Consider the following 15,997-nt stretch of genomic DNA (forward strand, 5'->3'; position numbering starts at 1 on the left):
TGGAGACAACGATGATCGATGCAAGGATGACGACGCGCAGGCGCAGCCTGACCGCGGCGATGGCGGCCGCGGGCCTGCTGATGCTGGCGGGCGAAGCACGCTCGCAGTTGCCGCAGGGACACACGGTCCGGCAGGGCGAGGTGGACGTCCAGGTGACCGGGCAGGCGATGACGATCACGCAGACGTCGGCGGCGGCGAAGCTCGATTGGCAGAGCTTCGACATCGGCAGGGACCATGCGGTGAGGATCGAGCAGCCGACCGTCGACGCGTTCCTCGTGAACCGCGTGACGGGGTCGACGCAGAGCTGGATCGACGGGGCGCTCACCGCGAAGGGCCGGGTGTTCCTCATCAATCCGAACGGCGTCATGTTCGGGTCGACGGCAGCGGTCGATGTGGGCGGTCTGGTGGCGGCGGGCATGCGCCTGTCGGATGAACAGATGCGGGATGCCCTGGCGCCCGGGCTGTCGACGCTGGCCGGAGACTCCCAAGTGGCGAACGTCGGCAGCATCGTGGTCAGGGAAGGCGGCGTCGCCACATTCGCCGCGGACCGTGTGCAGCTGGATGGACGCGTGGACGTGTCCAGGAGCGGCGCGTTGATCGTCGAGAGCGGAACCTCCGTCGAGATCTCCCGCGGCGTGCGAGCCGGCCGGTCGATCCAGATCCGGTCGGCGGCTTCGCTCGCCGTCTCCGACGGCGCGGGCCACAACCGGCTGTCGTCGCGGAAGATCCAGTCGTGGCTCGACGCGGGCGCGCAGGTTCAGCTGACATCCGACCGGTCGATGACGGTCGATGGGACGGTTGAGGCCGACGGCGCCGCGACAGCCGGCCTCTCGCTGGAGGCGACGGGCGGCGACATCGAGATCAACAGCGACATCCTGGTCGGCGCGGGCGACGTCGCGATGAAGGTCGGACCGGGTCGCATCGTGATGGCGGAAGGGACGGAGATCAGGACCGGCGATGGCAAGGTGAGCTTCGTCGCTTTGCCGTTGAACGAGCCGACCGACGTCGTCGTTCGTCTGTCGAGGGTCCATGCACCGGAGCTAATGATCGACATTCCCGGCTTTGCGTACTTTGAACCCTTCGAGAAGGACTTCGACGGGAGTCGCCATGCGGATCCCCGAGTCCACTACTCCGGAGCGTTCTACGCGCTGAACGAAGGCAGTAATCTGCGGGCGCACTCGAATACCTATGAGTTCGCCGATCCGCTGCCGGGCAAGAACAAGGTCATCAACGGCGTCTTGCGACTGACTGGTTTCAATGGGGATGCGACCACGGCAATCCCCCTGCGGGCCCACGGAGAAGCCTCGATCCGCGGGGCGCTGCCGATCGCCGTCCCCGAGGGATCGGTGGGGGTTGGCATCGATCCTCCTGCGACCGATGTCGACGTGGAGATCGAGCCCACACCGCCCATCGTTCCGCCGATTTCCTCGACGTCCAGCGGTTCCACATCGCCGGACGTTCCGGAAGCGCAGACCGGCGCTGAGGCGCAAGTGATGGCATCGCCGCCGCCTCCTACGGCATTGCCGGCCCGCCCGGAAACGCCTGCGAGCCTGGAGATTCCGATCAAAGCGGACAGGCGGGTCGATCCGGCGATGCCGGTCGAGGCAAAGTCACCGCCTGTCGCGGAGACGCGCAGCGACACCGCACGCATGCCCCTGGCCGTCCGTCGCGCCATCGGCTGCGAAGAGCGGCGAGGCGTTCCGATGGCGGCGACCTGTGAGCGCGCGGCGATCCCGACGCCCGTCCCTGCGGCGCCAGGGGTGTTCGGAGGCATCCGGCTCCCCGCGGAGGCGAGCATCCCGGCGCCCCGCCGCTGACGTTCAGCCCGCCGGTGCGATGGGAATCGACCGGCGCGCCTCGCGCATCGACGTCGGCGTGGCGTCCAGGCTGCGCGCCCGCAACTGCCCGCAGCCGCCGTCCACGTCCTGCCCGGCGGAGTCCCGCAGCTTCGTCAGCACGCCGCGCTGATGCAGGCGGCGGGCGATGTCGCGCGCCTTGTCCCAGTCCGGCCGCACGTAGGGCAGCTCGGGAACGCTGTTGTACGGGATCATGTTCAGCACGCCGTACTTGCCCTTGAGCAGCTCGACGATGCCGTCGAGCTCGTCCTCGCCGTCGTTGACGCCCTCGATCAGCGTCCACTGGTACTGGATCGGATAACCGGTCTCGCGGGCATAGCGCTCGCCGGCGTCGACCAGTTCGCGCGGCGTGAGCCGCGGTGCGCGTGGCAGCAGCTCGCGGCGCAGTTCGGGCTTGGTCGTGTGCAGCGACAGGGCCAGCGCCGGCTTCACCGGGCCGGCGGCGAGGCGCTCGAACGCGCGCAGGTCGCCGACCGTCGAGAACACCAGGTGCTTGTGGCCGAGGTTGCCTTCGAGCCCGAGCAGCTCGATCGCTTCCATCACAGCCTCCAGGTTGTGCGACGGCTCGCCCATGCCCATGAACACGACCTTCTTCACCGGCCGCTCGCGCCGCGCCAAGGCCACCTGCGCGACGATCTCGGCGCTCGTGACCTGACGCAGCAGCCCGTCCTTGCCGGTCATGCAGAAGCGGCAGCCCACGGCGCAGCCGACCTGGCTGGACACGCACAGGCCGTCGCGCGGCAGCAGCACGCTCTCGACCGTCTGACCGTCCACCAGTCGCACCAGCAGACGCGCGGACCCGTCCTCGCCCGGATGGCGCTCGACCAGGGTCGCCAGGCCGTGCAACTCGTCCATCAGCGCCGGCAGCGCCTCGCGCACGGCCTGCGGCAGGTAGTGCTCCAGCTTGCGCCGGCCCTCGGTCAGCGGCCGGGCCTGGACCCAGTGGCGCAGCACGCGGCCCACGTGCGCCTCGTTGGCGCCGAGCGCGGTCAGGCGGCGGTGGATGTCGGCGATGGCGAACACGGAATGAAGCACCGGGAGGAGGGGAAGATCCGATTTTCGCCCATCGGTCCGGTGCGACGACGTCGTTCGCGCTCCCTACAATCCCGTCCCATGAGTTCCTTTCCCATTGGCCTTGCGCCGCGCTGCTTCGCGCTGGTGCCGGCCGCGGGCGTCGGCAGCCGTTCCGGCGCCGACCGCCCCAAGCAGTACGTTCCGCTCGCCGGCCGCGCCATGATCGCGCACACGCTGGCGGCGCTCGCTGCGGTCGCGCGCATCGACGCCACGATGGTCGTGCTCTCGGCCGAGGACGACCAGTTCGACGTCGCGGTGCCAGGCTTTGAAGGCGAACGCGGCTGGATCGCGCGCACCGGCGGCGCGACGCGCGCCGACACCGTCGCCGCCGGCCTGCAGGCGCTGCGCGAGCGCGGCGCCCAGCCGCACGACTGGGTGCTGGTCCATGACGCCGCCCGCTGCCTGATCCGCCCGGAATGGGTGGACGCGCTGATCGACGCCTGCGACGACGACGAAGTCGGCGGCCTGCTCGCGCTGCCGGTGGCCGACACGCTCAAGGACGCGGTGGCCGCAAGTCCTGGCACCGACCCCGGCGCGTCGCCGTCGCTGCGCGTCGCCGCCACCGTCGACCGCCGCGGCAAATGGGCCGCGCAGACGCCGCAGATGTTCCGCCTCGGCCTGCTGATGCCCGCGCTGGCCGGCCCGCTGGACGGCATCACCGACGAGGCCAGCGCCATCGAGGCGCTGGGCCATGCCCCGCGTCTGGTCGAGGCTTCCATGGAAAATTTCAAGGTCACCTATCCCGCCGACTTCGCGTTGGCCGAACGCCTGCTGAGGAGCCGCGCATGACTGTCGAATCCGATGACGATATCCAGGGCCTGAAGGCCGCCGGCGAAGCCGTCGCCACCGTGCTGCGCCGCATGCTGGACGCGATCCGGCCCGGCATGACCACGCTGGAGCTCGACCAGATGGGCGAGCGCTGGCTGACGGAGTTCGGCGCCAAGTCCGCGCCGCGCGTGATGTACAACTTCCCCGGCGCCACCTGCATCTCGATCAACGAGCAGGCCGCGCACGGCATCCCCGGCGACCGCGTGATCCAGAAGGGCGACGTGGTCAACGTCGACGTGTCGGCCGAGCTGAACGGCTACTTCGGCGACACCGGCGGCACGCGCATCGTCCCGCCGACGACGCCCACGAAAACGCAACTCGTCTTCGCCGCGCAGTACGCGCTGGAACAGGCGATGAAGGAAGTGAGACCGGGCGCGAAGATCAACCGCATCGGCCACGCGATCGAGCGCGTGGCCAAGGCGCACAAGTTCAAGATCATCGAGAACCTCTGCAGCCACGGCGTCGGCCGCTCGCTGCACGAGGAGCCCAAGAGCATCCCCGGCTACTACGACGCCAGCGACACGCGCGTGCTCACGGAAGGCATGGTCATCACCATCGAGCCCTTCCTGTCGACCAAGAGCCGCTGGGTGGACGAGGAGGCCGACGGCTGGACGCTCTCCGGCGTCAAGGGCAACCTGTCCGCGCAGTTCGAGCACACGATGATCGTCACCCGCAACGGGCCGCTCGTCGTCACGAACGCGCTGCCGCATTGATTCGAGTTCAAGGCAATCACGCAATGGTTCTGAATTTCCGCATCGGCGAAGGCTGGGACACCCACCAGCTCGTCACCGGCCGCCCGCTGATCCTGGGCGGCGTCACGATCCCGCACACGCACGGCTTGCTGGGCCACTCGGACGCGGACGCGCTCGCGCATGCGATCACGGATTCGCTGCTCGGCGCGGCTGCGCTGGGCGACATCGGCAAGCTGTTCCCGGACACCGCCGCCGAGTTCAAGGGCGCCGATTCGATGGTGCTGCTCGCGGAGGCCTATCGCCGCGTGAAGGAGCTGGGCTGGGTGATCGGCAATCTGGACAGCACGATCATTGCGCAGCAGCCCAAGATGGCGCCGCACATCTCGCTGATGCGCGCGCGACTCGCCGAAGTGCTCGGCATCGACGTCGGTCAGATCAATGTGAAGGCCAAGACGGCCGAGAAGATGGGGCCAGTCGGCGAGCTGAAGGCCATCGAGGCGCGCGCAGTCTGCCTGCTGGTCCGCGCCGCCGACTGAGTCGCTCGGTCGGACCCCCTCTCCCGCTTGCGGGAGAGGGCAGGGGTGAGGGCCCGCGGCGGTGGAAGTGCTGAAGTCTTTCTGACTGCCGAGTCCGCTGGCCCTCACCCCCACCCTCTCCCGCAAGCGGGAGAGGGAGCAAGAGAGGCGGGTTGACTGCGGTCAGACGCTGGCGCGCTTGAGTCTCAGCTGCGCGACGAAGCCGCTGTCGTCCGCATTCGCGAGCCGCAGCTGCGCGCCCAGGCGCTGCACCGACTTCTCGACGATCGCCAGGCCCAGGCCCGCGCCCGTCGCCGCCGTGCGCGCCGTGTCACCGCGGTAGAACGGCGTCGTCAGCTTCGCGAGCTTGTCCGGCGGCACGCCCGGTCCGTGGTCGCGCACCGTCAGCAGCACCCAGGCGCTGTCGGCCTCGGCGGTGACTTCCACGCGCGTCGGCTCGTCGCCATGATGACCATAGCGGCGCGCGTTCTCGAACAGGTTCAGCAGGATGCGGCCCAGCTCGGTCGGGTCGGTCCAGATGCGCAGCGCCGCGGACAGCCGCACGCTGATCTGGATCTGCTGCGGATCGCGGAAGCCCTGCGCCTCGCGCTCCACCAGCTCGCGCAGGTTGAGCGCCTGCAGCTGGAGCTCGCTCGGCCGCGCGTAGTCCATGAACTTGTTGATGATGGCGTCGAGCTGGTCGATGTCCTGCGCGATGTAGGTCCGCGCCTGCTCGTCGTTGACGCTCATCTCCGCTTCCAGCCGCAGCCGCGCCAGCGGCGTGCGCAGGTCGTGCGAGATGCCCGCCAGCATCACGCTGCGGTCCTCTTCCATCTTGGCCAGCTCGCGCGCCATCCGGTTGAAGCCCATGTTGACCTCGCGGATCTCGCTGGTCAGCGTGCTCTCGTCCAGGCGCGAGTCGTACTCGCCCTCGCGGATGCGGCTCGCGGCGATCGACAGCTCGCGCAGCGGCTGGTTGATCAGCCGCGCGATGGCCGCCGCGCCCAGCAGCGACGCGCCCAGCGCGATCGCGATCCACCACCAGTTGCCGGAGATGTTGGCCTGCAGCGGCGCCGCATTGGTCTGAAGCCAGAACTGGTCCGGACCGACGTCGAATCTCACCCACAGCCCCGGCACGCCGTTCAGGCCGCTGGCCAGCACCGTCTGCGGGCCCAGCCGCGAGACCAGCTCCTTGCGCAGCCGCTGCGCGAAGGGCGAGTTCTCGTAAGGCAGCCAGCGGTCGGTCGCTTCCGCGACCTCCACGGACACGGCCTCGCTGCGCGCCAGCGACTTGACCACCGCGACGCGGTTGATCGCGTCGGTGCTGGTCAGCGCCACGCGCGACAGGTTCACCAGGCCGGCCAGCTGCTGCGCCGCTTCGAGCGCCTTGGGTTCGGCCTCCAGGGCCTTGAAGGTCTGTTGCCAGGCCAGCACACCCGCCGCCAGCAGCAGGGCCAGCAGCGCGAACGTGCGCCAGAACAGGTTCAGCGCCAGACGCGGGGGTGCCACGGGATCAGGCCGCCTCGTCCGGAACGAACACGTAGCCCACACCCCACACGGTCTGGATGAAGCGCGGCTGCGCCGGATCCTCTTCCAGCAGCTTGCGCAGGCGCGAGACCTGCACGTCCAGGCTGCGGTCGAAGGGCTCGAACTCGCGGCCGCGGGCCAGCATCGCCAGCTTGTCGCGCGACAGCGGCTGGCGCGGGTGGCGCACCAGGGCCTTCAGCATCGAGAACTCGCCGGTGGTCAGCGGCACCGGGTCGCCGTTCTTGGCCAGGCGACGCAGCGCCAGGTCGAACTCGAACGGGCCGAACTGGACCGTCATCGGTTCCTTGGACGGCGCGCCCGGGGCTTCCGGCGGCGGACGGCGGCGCAGCACCGCGTTGATGCGGGCCAGCAGTTCGCGCGGGTTGAAGGGCTTGGCCAGGTAGTCGTCGGCGCCGACCTCGAGGCCGACGATCCGGTCCACTTCCTCGACCTTGGCGGTCAGCATGATGATGGGCGTGCTGTCGCCCGCGGCGCGCAGCCGTCGGCAGATGGACAGGCCGTCCTCGCCGGGCAGCATGAGGTCGAGGACGATGAGGTCCACGGTCTCGCGCGTCAGCTGCTTGTTGAGCGCCTTGCTGTCTTCGGCCAGGAGGACTTCAAAACCCTCCTGGGCAAGGTAGCGGCGCAGGAGGTCGCGGATGCGGGCATCGTCATCCACGACCAGGACACGGTTGGGGCGGGTTGTGGTTTGCATGGCGGCCACTCCGGAATTTGTAACAGCGGGACTGTAAGGGCAGTTTTTCGACCTGTTTGCGGGATGCATCAGTCCTTACCGGATGGTTACATCTTTTGTAACAGGACTGTCCATATCCCTACTGGAGGTCGATGAATGACCCAGAAAGGCGGACAGACGGTGCCGGGCCCCGGTCAACCGTGACGCTTTCCTCACACGTTATGCTGGTTCCCACCTGGACTCTCCGTAGGAACCCGAATGATCCGAAGCTCCAAGATCCTGGCCCGTACCCTGATCGCCGCCGGCGCCGTGGCGGTCCTGCCCGCGATGGCGCAGGCCCAGGCCGCCCGCACCGACGTGCTGTCGCTGAGCGCCTCCGCCACGACCGAAGTGGCCCGCGACCTGCTGCAGCTGCGCTTCTCCACCACCCGCGAGGGGAAGGAGGCCGCCGCCGTCCAGAACGAACTCAAGCAGGCCCTGGACGCCGCGCTGACCGAAGCGCGCAAGGTCGCCAAGCCGGGGCAGGTCGACCTGCAGGCGGGCAACCTGTCGGTCTATCCGCGCTACGGCCAGCCGAAGGCGGGCTCCAACGCCGGGCCGCAGATCACCGGCTGGCAGGGCAGCGTCGAGCTGCTGGTGCAGGGCCGCGACATCGAGGCGATCTCCAAGCTGAGCGGGCGCGTCAGCTCGCTGGCCATCGCCAACGTCAGCTACGGGCTGTCGCGCGAGGCGCGCGAGAAGGCCGAGGAGGATGTGGTCGGTCAGGCGATCGCCAGCTACAAGGCCAAGGCGGCTGTGTATGCGAAGCAGTTCGGCTATGCCGGCTACCGGATCGGCGAGGTCAGCGTGAACGCCGACCAGCCGGTGGCGATGATGGCGGCGCCGATGGCCCGCATGAAGGTCATGAGCGCCGCCGCCGACGAGGCCCTGCCGACCGAATCCGGCAAGGCCGTCGTCACGGTGAACGTCAACGGCAACGTCGTGATGACGAAGTGATCCTCACTGCGCGGTCCAGCCGCCGTCCATGGCCCAGGCCTGGCCGCGCACGTTGATGGCGGCGTCCGAACACAGGAACACGGTCAGCGCGCCCAGTTCCTCGGGCGTCGTGAACTGCAGCGAGGGCTGCTTCTCGGCCAGCAGCTGGCGCTTGGCCTCGGCGGGGTCCAGCTTTTCCTTCGCCGAACGGTCGTCGATCTGCTTCTGCACCAGCGGGGTCAGCACCCAGCCGGGGCAGATCGCGTTGACGGTGACGGGGAGGAGGGCGGTCTCCAGCGCCGCCGCTTTCGTCAGGCCGACCAGCCCGTGCTTGGCCGCCACGTAGGCCGACTTGCCGGCCGACGCCACCAGCCCGTGCGTGGACGCGATGTTCACGACACGACCCCAGTTCTTCTTCTTCATGCCGGGCAGGGCCAGGCGCATCGTGTGGAAGGCGGAACTGAGGTTGATCGCGATGATCGCGTCCCACTTCTCCGGCGGGAACTCGTCGACGTTGGCCACGTGCTGGATACCCGCGTTGTTCACCAGGACGTCGCAGCCGCCGAACTCCTGATCGATGTAGGCCATCATGGCCTCGATCTCGGCGGGTTTGCTCATGTCGGCGCCGTGGTACCCGACCTTCACGCCGAGCGCCTCGACCTCCGCCTTCGGGCCGGCGTGGTCGCCGAAGCCGTTCAGCACGATGTTCGCGCCTTCCTTGGCGAGGGTCAGGGCGATCCCCAATCCGATGCCGCTCGTGGAGCCGGTGACCAGCGCCGTCTTGCCTTTCAACATGCCGCGTCCTCTTCAGGGTTGTTAGGATGGGAGCAAAGGATACGAGCGATGTCTGAACCCTTGTTGAAAAAAGTCCAGGCGCTGAGCCCTTGCGGCCTCCACCGGGTCGCGTATTGGGAGTGGGGTCAGGCCGACAACCCGCGGGTGCTGGTCTGCGTGCACGGGCTGTCGCGGCAGGGGCGCGACTTCGATGTGATCGCGCGGCGCCTGAGCGACCGTTTCCGGGTCATCTGCCCCGACGTCGTCGGTCGCGGGGAGTCGGAATGGCTGGGCGATCCTCGGAACTATCAGCTCCCGCAATACGTGTCGGACATGGTCACGCTGCTGGCGCGCCTCGGGCCCGCGCAGGTGGACTGGCTGGGGACCTCGATGGGCGGCCTGATCGGCCTGGCGCTGGCGGCGATGCCGGCCAGCCCGATCAAGCGGTTGATCCTCAACGACGTGGGGCCGACGATCGAATTCGTCGCGCTGCAGCGCATCGCGAGCTACCTGGGCCGCGCGCCGCAGTTCGAGAACTGCCAGCAGGGCGCGGACTACCTGCGCGGCATCTCGCAAGCCTTCGGACCGCACACGGACGAGCAGTGGCTGGCGCTGTCGCGGGCCATGTTCAAACCCGACGGCGACCGCTGCCGGCTGCATTACGACCCGCGCATCGGCCAGGGCCTGGCCGGGCTGACGCCGGAGCTGGCCAAGGCCGGCGAGGCGCAGCTCTGGGCGGCCTACGACGCGGTGCGCTGCCCGACGCTGCTGCTGCGCGGCGGCGATTCGGACCTGCTCACGCGCACGACGGCGGAGCTGATGACGCAGCGCGGCCCGCGCGCCGAGCTGCATGAGTTCCCAGGGGTCGGCCACGCGCCGACGCTGGTGCATGAAGAACAGATCCGCGTGGTGGAGCAATTCCTGGCCCGCGGATGACGTCCCGGCGGCGCACGCGCCCCCGACGACACGGATGAACGACGAATGAAGACGGAATTGGGGCTGCGGCTGGACCAGGCGGCGCCCATCGTGGCCCTGCTGGACGGGGACCTGCCTCACCGGTTGCCCGCGGCGCAGCCGCGCGTCGAAGAGACGGCGGATCCGGTGCGACGCGCCCGCGCGTTCGCGGAACCGCTGCTGGCCGATCACCTGCTGGGCACCGGGGAGCCGGCGCTGGCCCACGCGGACGGCGTGGCGGCGATCCTGGCCGGCGTCGGCGCGGCGCCGTCCATGCAGGCGGCCTCGTACCTCGTGTATGCCGGCGACTACCTGAACAAGCCCGAAGAGATCGTCGCCAAGGCCTTCGGCGAAAGCGACGCGAGCCTGGTCGCGCACACGCGCCGGCTGGTGCAGATCCAGCGCGCGGCCCGCGAGGCGCGCGTCGAGGAACAGCGCCGGCAGGAGCAGACCGAGCTCGTGCGCAAGATGCTGCTGGCGTTCTCGCGCGACCTGCGCGTGGTGCTGCTGCGGCTGGCCTCCCGGCTGCAGTCGCTGCGCTGGTTCGCGGCGAGCAAGACGCCGTGCCCGCGCGAGCTCGCGGCGGAGTCGCTGCAGGTCTTCGCGCCGCTGGCCAACCGGCTCGGCATCTGGCAGATCAAGTGGGAGCTGGAGGATCTGGCCTTCCGCTTCCTGGAGCCGGAGAACTATCACCAGCTCGCCAAGGGCCTGCACGAGAAGCGCGTCGAGCGCGAGCAGTCGGTGGAATCGGTGCGGGCCGCGCTGGAGCGCGAGCTGCACTCGCATGGCATCGCCGCGCAGGTGCAGGGCCGGCCCAAGCACCTGTACAGCATCTGGAAGAAGATGCGCGGCAAGGGCCTGACCCTCGAACGCGTCTTCGACCTGCGCGCGTTGCGCGTCGTCGTGCCGGAGGTGGCGGACTGCTACGCGGTGCTGGCGCAACTGCACGAGCGCTATGTGCCCGTGGACGGCGAGTTCGACGACTACATCGCGCGTCCCAAGCCCAACGGCTACCAGTCGCTGCACACGGTGGTGATCGCCGCGGACGGCCGGCCGATGGAGGTGCAGATCCGCACGCGCGCCATGCACGAGCATGCGGAGCATGGCGTCGCCGCGCACTGGGCCTACAAGGAAGCGGGCACCAAGGGCTACGCCGGCGTGAGCGCGGCGGGCGAGTTCGAGGAACAGGTCGCGCAGGCCCGCAAAGCGGTGCTGCGGCAACTGCTGGCGTGGGAGCGCGACTACGTCGCCGAGACCGATGCCAGCTTCGACGACCGCATCTATGTGTTCACGCCGCAGGCCAACGTGGTCGAGCTCTGCGCGGGGGCGACGGCGGTGGACTTCGCCTATGCGGTGCACACGGACCTCGGCCACCGCTGCCGCGGCGCGAAGGTCGACGGCCAGATGGTGCCGCTGAACACGCCGCTGCAGAGCGGCCAGACGGTGGAGATCGTCGCGCTCAAGGAGGGCGGTCCGTCGATGGACTGGCTCAACGCCGAGCTCGGTTATCTGCAGAGTCCGCGCAGCAAGGCCAAGGTGCGCGCGTGGTTCAACGCGCAGGTGCAGACGCACACGGTCTCCAAGGGCCGCGAGCTGGTCGAGAAGCTGCTGCAGCGCGAAGGCAAGACGGCGATCAAGCTCGACGACCTGGCGGGTCGGCTCGGCTTCAAGAGCGCGGAAGCGCTGTTCGAGGTCGTCGGCAAGGACGAGTACTCGCTGCGCAACATCGAGACGCTGCTGCGTCCGCCGGTGCCGGAAGCGGACGAGGAGGAACTGCTCGTCCAGCGCCACACCAAGGGCGCGGTCGGGGAAGGGCGCACGCCCAAGGGCGGCGTGCTGGTGGTGGGCGTGGATTCGTTGCTGACGAGCCTGGCGCGCTGCTGCCGCCCGGCGCCGCCGGACGTGATCACCGGCTACGTGACGCGCGGCAAGGGCGTGGCCATCCATCGCTGCGACTGCGCGAACCTGCGCCAGATGGCGCAGGCGGCGCCGGAGCGCGTCATCGCGGTCGCCTGGGGCGAGCCCGCGCCGGACCGCGCGGGCAAGGGCGCGATGTACCCGGTGGACCTGGTCGTCGAGGCCACGGACCGGCCGGGCCTGCTGCGCGACGTGCTGGAGCTGTTCGCGAAAGACAAGCTCAACGTGGTCTCGGTGAACCAGCAGAGCGGCAAGGGCAAGCCGGCGCGCAGCGACCTGTCGCGCATGAGTTTCACCGTCGAGGTGAGCGACGCGCAGCGGCTGCAGCAGACGCTGGTGGCGTTGTCGCAGGTCTCGGGCATCCGGAGCGCGCGACGTCGTTAGGCCGATCGCGGGAACGTCGTCGACGATCCTGCTGAAGACATCGTGCGACTGCTGTTCTTTTTGCCCCGGCTTCCTGGACGGACCTGAAAATCCGGCTTATACTGCGAGGCTTCTCCAGGCGCGTAGCTCAGTTGGTTAGAGCACCACCTTGACATGGTGGGGGTCGTTGGTTCGAATCCAATCGCGCCTACCAGAATTGGTAGGCAAGTCCTCAGGGACACCTCGACGGATCGCCCGCTTCAACGGCGGGCGATTTGTTTTCCGACCAGTGGATTAACCACCGCTGGCGGCGTATTTCAGGCGCGTAGCTCAGTTGGTTAGAGCACCACCTTGACATGGTGGGGGTCGTTGGTTCGAATCCAATCGCGCCTACCAGCATTGGTAGGAAGTCCTCCGGGACTCGATACTTCAGCAAACGCCCGCTCCAAGCGGGCGTTCTGCTTGATACGCCCGCCGCAAGCGGGCGTTTCGCTTTCCGGCTTCGATTTTTCCTGCGATGTCCGGGCCTTCGTTCTGCGCTTGCCTGCTGCCGGCACGCGGCTTGTGCGATGACCGCCATGGTCGGCAAAGGCCCCGCTTTTCCGGCCTGCGACGTTTTTCCTCCGACGGTAGGATGCCGCGATTCCGGCACCCGCACACGCTCTTGGCGACCGTCTCCAACCCTTTGCTCCGGCGCATCGCGCGCGTCCTGCAGCTGTCCCAGGCGGTGGCGCTGGTCCTGGTGATCGGCGCCGCCGGCGTGCTGGTCGACAGCGCCCGCCGCTACGGCGACGCGAACGATCTGGTCGCCCATACGCATGAAGTCCTCGATCAGCTGAACCAGCTGCGATCCGGCCTGCTGCGCGGCGGCGTCGCGCTGCGCAACTTCGTGCTGGTGCCGCAGTCCGACGCGCTTCAGCGTCTGCGCGCTGCGGCGGGCGACGCCCGGGAGACGGACGACAGGCTGGAAATGCTGGTCCGGGACAACCCGGCCCAGTTGAGCGTGGCCGCGGAGGTGCGGTCCGAGACCCTCGAGATCACCGGCTGGTACCTGGCCTCCGCCGTGATCGGAGAACGCGACGGCGTCGACTCGTTGCGGCACGGGCTGGACGCGCGCATCACCAGTGATTCGTCCAAGCGGCTGCGGCAGTTGCTCGACACCATGGAGCGCGCCGAGCGCTCGCTGCTGGCGGACCGCCAGGCCCAGCAGGAGCGCGGGCTCCAGTCGGTCAAGCGATCGGCGCTGGCGCTGGCGGGGCTGTTCATCGCCTTCACCTTGTGGACCATCGGCTACGCGAGCCGCCTGGTTCGGGCCAGCGACCGCGACATGACCCAGTTGGCCACGACGGCCGACACGGATCTCCTCACCGGCCTGGCCAACCGGCGCTCGCTGGAGCGGCGGGCGCAGGAGCTCGCCGGCCAGCCGATGAGCGTCGTCGTCTTCGACCTCGACGACTTCAAGCCCGTCAACGATCGCCACGGCCATGCGGCCGGCGATGCCGTGCTGCGCGCCGTCGGCCAGCGCCTGCGGGCGCAGTGCCGGGATGGCGATCTGCCGGCGCGGGTCGGGGGCGATGAATTCGTCCTGCTGTTCTCCGGCGCGCCGGATGAATTCCGGATGGCGCAGATCCGGCAGCGGCTGCTGCAGGCCCTGACCGAACCCATCGCGATCGAGGGCGGCATGGTCAGCGTGGGCGCGTCCATCGGCTACGCCGTCGGCGACGGGCAGACGAGCTACGCGCGCCTGCTCGAGATCGCGGACGACATGTCCTACGAAGAGAAGAAACGAAGAAAGCTCCGGTCGTCGCCCTTGCGGGCGTGAACGGAGCTTTCTGGACGGGACTGCCTGTCGCCGGAGCCTGGGGTTCTTTGCGGGGGCGGCGCGGAACCCGGCCCCGGACCGGGATCAGTAGGTGATCGTCACGGTCACCGTGTCGGTGTACGAACCGGGGACCACGCCGGCCAGCGTCGGCACGCGGCCGTAGACGCTGATCGACTGCGAGCTGCCGGTGCCCGTGCCGCTCTTGGTGCTGGAGCTGGCGGTGCCGTCGCCGAAGACGGTCGTGCGGCCCGAGTCCATGTACAGCTGATAACCCAGGGTGTTGGCGCCGCTCTTCATCGTGCGGGCGCTGAAGTTGGAGGCGCCGCCTGCGTTCGCGCCGGCGTTCAGCGACACGGCGTAGGGCGTCGTGTTGGAGCAGGTGACGGTCAGCGTGGACGAGGCGTCCAGCGGCACGCCGACCGCCAGGGGGTCGATCGCGCTGCCGAAGTTCAGCGCCGAGCCCGACACCGTGCAGGAGCTGGTGATGGTCGCGGTCACCTGGAAGGTGTTCTGCGCGGTGTTGGCGTTGGCCGCCATCGAGGCGGAAACCGCCAGGCCCAGGCCGATGGCGATGTGCTTGAACTTGCTGGCTTGCTTCGAGATCGTGTTCATGTTGGCCCCCTGTTTGCGATGAATGAATCTTCGTTCTCACGCCTCGTTACCAACAGGAGGAGACAGCGGTACCACGGGTCGGGCGGGTCCCGTATGCCGCTGTAGGGAATCTGCCCACAGCTGTGGGGAAGGGGGCCGCGCACTGCCTTCGGGGCTCGTGACAGTCGTGTGACACATTTCCGTCATCACCCGGCGATATCGTCCCTCGCAGCGTGAGCTTCCACGCGCCTTCAGGGGCTCGTCACCTTGGACATTCGCAAACTGGTCGCCCCCGTGCTGGCGATCGCGCTGCTCGCCGCCGTGGGCGGCGGCGTCTGGTACTCCAACGCGCGGCTGGACCAGGACAAGGTCGCCGCCGTCACCGCCCAGCAGGTGCGGGACCGTCAGGTCACGTTGCGCGGCCTGATCGGCTCCGAGAAGGAAGCCTTCTTCAACGATCCGCGCGTCCAGCAGGCGCTCGCCGCGCGTGGGCTCACGGTCACGGTGGAGAAGGCCGGGTCCCGCGCCATCGCCAACCGCGTCGACGCCGCGAAGTACGACTTCGGTTTTCCGTCCGGCGCGCCCGCGGGGCAGCAACTGAAGGTGGCCGCGAAGGCCGCCAACGTCTACACGCCGTTCTACACGCCCATCGTCTTCGCCAGCTGGAAGCCGATCGCCGAGATCCTCGTCGCCAACGGCATCGCGCAGCGCGAGGGCGATTTCTATTACATCGTCGATCTCCAGCGCCTGATGACGCTGATCGAGCAGAACGCCCGCTGGCGCGACCTCAAGAAGAGCGAGGCCTTCGCCACCGGCAAGGCGGTGCTGGTGAACTCCACCGACGTGCGCACCTCCAACTCCGCGGCGATGTACCTGGCGCTGGCCAGCTACCTGGCCAACCAGCAGCAGATCGTCCAGAGCCAGGAGGAGGTCGACAAGGTCCTGCCGCTGGTCGCGCCGCTGTTCCTGCGCCAGGGCTTCCAGGAGCAGAGCTCCGCCGGCCCCTTCGAGGACTACCTGGCGCTGGGCATGGGCAAGGCCCCGCTGCTGGCGGCCTACGAGTCGCAGATGGTCGAGTTCTGGCTGCGCAATCCCGACCGGCTCAAGGGCGACATGGTCGTGCTCTACCCGCGCCCGACGGTGTATTCCAAGCACGTGCTGGTGCCCTACAACGAGAAGGGCGCCCGCCTGGGCGAGGCGCTCGACACCGATCCCAAGCTGCGCGAGCTCGCGCATGAATACGGCTTCCGCACCGGCGGCGACGTGAAGGGCCCGGAGACCTGGGCCCAGCGCGGCGTCAAGGTGCCGCCGGTGCTCGTCGATGTCGTCGACCCGCCCAGCCACGAATGGCTCGAACGCCTGATCCAGGGCATCGAGGCCCGGTTCAAGTGACGCTTCATCCCGAGGAGGACCGC

At 68.9% G+C, this 15,997-nt stretch carries 14 protein-coding genes and 2 tRNA genes; 11 read left to right on the forward strand and 5 right to left on the reverse strand.

Translation table 11 applies throughout. The features are described 5' to 3' along the window. The first annotated feature begins 11 nt into the window (after positions 1-11). The gene (locus tag ABE85_RS00935; RefSeq protein WP_067269263.1) at positions 12-1,817 is read left to right on the forward strand and encodes a filamentous hemagglutinin N-terminal domain-containing protein; all 1,806 of its coding nucleotides are present in this window, start codon (positions 12-14) and stop codon (positions 1,815-1,817) included. A 3-nt stretch (positions 1,818-1,820) separates the two neighbouring features. On the opposite strand, the gene ABE85_RS00940 is transcribed toward ABE85_RS00935, so the two are convergent. Beyond that, positions 1,821-2,879: an RNA methyltransferase gene (locus ABE85_RS00940; RefSeq protein ID WP_231993195.1), complete on the reverse strand. Its 1,059-nt coding sequence runs from the start codon at positions 2,877-2,879 to the stop codon at positions 1,821-1,823. 90 nt (positions 2,880-2,969) lie between these two features. On the opposite strand from ABE85_RS00940, the gene ispD reads away from it, so the two are divergent. From ispD to ispF, 3 genes are read left to right on the forward strand one after another with little or no spacing between them, the layout of a single operon-like run. Beyond that, positions 2,970-3,719: a 2-C-methyl-D-erythritol 4-phosphate cytidylyltransferase gene (gene ispD, locus ABE85_RS00945; RefSeq protein WP_067269265.1), complete on the forward strand. Its 750-nt coding sequence runs from the start codon at positions 2,970-2,972 to the stop codon at positions 3,717-3,719. After that, positions 3,716-4,471: a type I methionyl aminopeptidase gene (gene map, locus ABE85_RS00950; protein WP_067269267.1), complete on the forward strand. Its 756-nt coding sequence runs from the start codon at positions 3,716-3,718 to the stop codon at positions 4,469-4,471. The genes ispD and map overlap by 4 nt, the downstream gene beginning before the upstream one ends. A gap of 23 nt (positions 4,472-4,494) precedes the next feature. Next, complete coding sequence (ispF, locus tag ABE85_RS00955; RefSeq protein WP_197507165.1) at positions 4,495-4,986, forward strand: 2-C-methyl-D-erythritol 2,4-cyclodiphosphate synthase; 492 nt, start codon at positions 4,495-4,497, stop codon at positions 4,984-4,986. 162 nt (positions 4,987-5,148) lie between these two features. Here ispF and ABE85_RS00960 read toward each other — a convergent pair whose 3' ends face one another. Together ABE85_RS00960 and ompR are read right to left on the reverse strand one after the other, a co-directional pair. Then, complete coding sequence (locus tag ABE85_RS00960; RefSeq protein ID WP_067269270.1) at positions 5,149-6,474, reverse strand: ATP-binding protein; 1,326 nt, start codon at positions 6,472-6,474, stop codon at positions 5,149-5,151. Positions 6,475-6,478: 4 nt separating this feature from the next. After that, positions 6,479-7,207 (reverse strand): two-component system response regulator OmpR, encoded by a 729-nt coding sequence (gene ompR / locus ABE85_RS00965; protein WP_067269272.1) that lies wholly within the window; start codon positions 7,205-7,207, stop codon positions 6,479-6,481. Between the two features lie 237 nt (positions 7,208-7,444). Here ompR and ABE85_RS00970 point away from each other — a divergent pair, with 237 nt between their 5' ends. After that, on the forward strand, positions 7,445-8,182 hold the full coding sequence (locus tag ABE85_RS00970; protein ID WP_067269273.1) for an SIMPL domain-containing protein: 738 nt from the start codon (positions 7,445-7,447) through the stop codon (positions 8,180-8,182). A 3-nt stretch (positions 8,183-8,185) separates the two neighbouring features. On the opposite strand, the gene ABE85_RS00975 is transcribed toward ABE85_RS00970, so the two are convergent. After that, on the reverse strand, positions 8,186-8,956 hold the full coding sequence (locus tag ABE85_RS00975) for a 3-hydroxybutyrate dehydrogenase (protein ID WP_067269274.1): 771 nt from the start codon (positions 8,954-8,956) through the stop codon (positions 8,186-8,188). Between the two features lie 48 nt (positions 8,957-9,004). Between ABE85_RS00975 and ABE85_RS00980 the strand changes: the two genes are divergently transcribed. From ABE85_RS00980 to ABE85_RS01000, 5 genes are all read left to right on the forward strand, one after another. Next, positions 9,005-9,871, forward strand: coding sequence for an alpha/beta fold hydrolase (locus ABE85_RS00980; protein WP_067269276.1), 867 nt, complete (start codon positions 9,005-9,007; stop codon positions 9,869-9,871). A gap of 45 nt (positions 9,872-9,916) precedes the next feature. Beyond that, entirely contained in the window at positions 9,917-12,190 is a 2,274-nt protein-coding gene (locus tag ABE85_RS00985; protein WP_067269278.1) for a bifunctional (p)ppGpp synthetase/guanosine-3',5'-bis(diphosphate) 3'-pyrophosphohydrolase, read from the forward strand. Between the two features lie 116 nt (positions 12,191-12,306). After that, positions 12,307-12,383: transfer RNA gene (locus ABE85_RS00990), tRNA-Val, on the forward strand. A gap of 105 nt (positions 12,384-12,488) precedes the next feature. Next, a tRNA-Val gene (locus tag ABE85_RS00995) sits at positions 12,489-12,565 on the forward strand. 268 nt (positions 12,566-12,833) lie between these two features. Beyond that, positions 12,834-13,991 carry a diguanylate cyclase gene (locus ABE85_RS01000; protein ID WP_067269280.1) on the forward strand — a complete coding sequence of 386 codons (1,158 nt, stop codon included), beginning with the start codon at positions 12,834-12,836 and terminating at the stop codon, positions 13,989-13,991. 84 nt (positions 13,992-14,075) lie between these two features. Here ABE85_RS01000 and ABE85_RS01005 read toward each other — a convergent pair whose 3' ends face one another. Further along, complete coding sequence (locus tag ABE85_RS01005) at positions 14,076-14,603, reverse strand: spore coat U domain-containing protein (protein WP_067269282.1); 528 nt, start codon at positions 14,601-14,603, stop codon at positions 14,076-14,078. Between the two features lie 246 nt (positions 14,604-14,849). Here ABE85_RS01005 and ABE85_RS01010 point away from each other — a divergent pair, with 246 nt between their 5' ends. Beyond that, the gene (locus tag ABE85_RS01010; protein ID WP_067269284.1) at positions 14,850-15,974 is read left to right on the forward strand and encodes a hypothetical protein; all 1,125 of its coding nucleotides are present in this window, start codon (positions 14,850-14,852) and stop codon (positions 15,972-15,974) included. The last annotated feature ends 23 nt before the right edge of the window (positions 15,975-15,997 follow it).

Origin of the sequence: Mitsuaria sp. 7 (genome assembly GCF_001653795.1) — a bacterium.
GTDB lineage: Bacteria > Pseudomonadota > Gammaproteobacteria > Burkholderiales > Burkholderiaceae_C > Roseateles.

Bases quoted from the DNA above. Each gene is read 5' to 3' on its own strand.
- ABE85_RS00935 (WP_067269263.1), top strand. From the start codon at position 12: ATGATCGATGCAAGGATGACGACGCGCAGGCGCAGCCTGACCGCGGCG.
- ispD (WP_067269265.1), top strand. From the start codon at position 2,970: ATGAGTTCCTTTCCCATTGGCCTTGCGCCGCGCTGCTTCGCGCTGGTG.
- map (WP_067269267.1), top strand. From the start codon at position 3,716: ATGACTGTCGAATCCGATGACGATATCCAGGGCCTGAAGGCCGCCGGC.
- ispF (WP_197507165.1), top strand. From the start codon at position 4,495: ATGGTTCTGAATTTCCGCATCGGCGAAGGCTGGGACACCCACCAGCTC.
- ompR (WP_067269272.1), bottom strand. From the start codon at position 7,207: ATGCAAACCACAACCCGCCCCAACCGTGTCCTGGTCGTGGATGACGAT.
- ABE85_RS00970 (WP_067269273.1), top strand. From the start codon at position 7,445: ATGATCCGAAGCTCCAAGATCCTGGCCCGTACCCTGATCGCCGCCGGC.
- ABE85_RS00975 (WP_067269274.1), bottom strand. From the start codon at position 8,956: ATGTTGAAAGGCAAGACGGCGCTGGTCACCGGCTCCACGAGCGGCATC.
- ABE85_RS00980 (WP_067269276.1), top strand. From the start codon at position 9,005: ATGTCTGAACCCTTGTTGAAAAAAGTCCAGGCGCTGAGCCCTTGCGGC.
- ABE85_RS00985 (WP_067269278.1), top strand. From the start codon at position 9,917: ATGAAGACGGAATTGGGGCTGCGGCTGGACCAGGCGGCGCCCATCGTG.
- ABE85_RS01005 (WP_067269282.1), bottom strand. From the start codon at position 14,603: ATGAACACGATCTCGAAGCAAGCCAGCAAGTTCAAGCACATCGCCATC.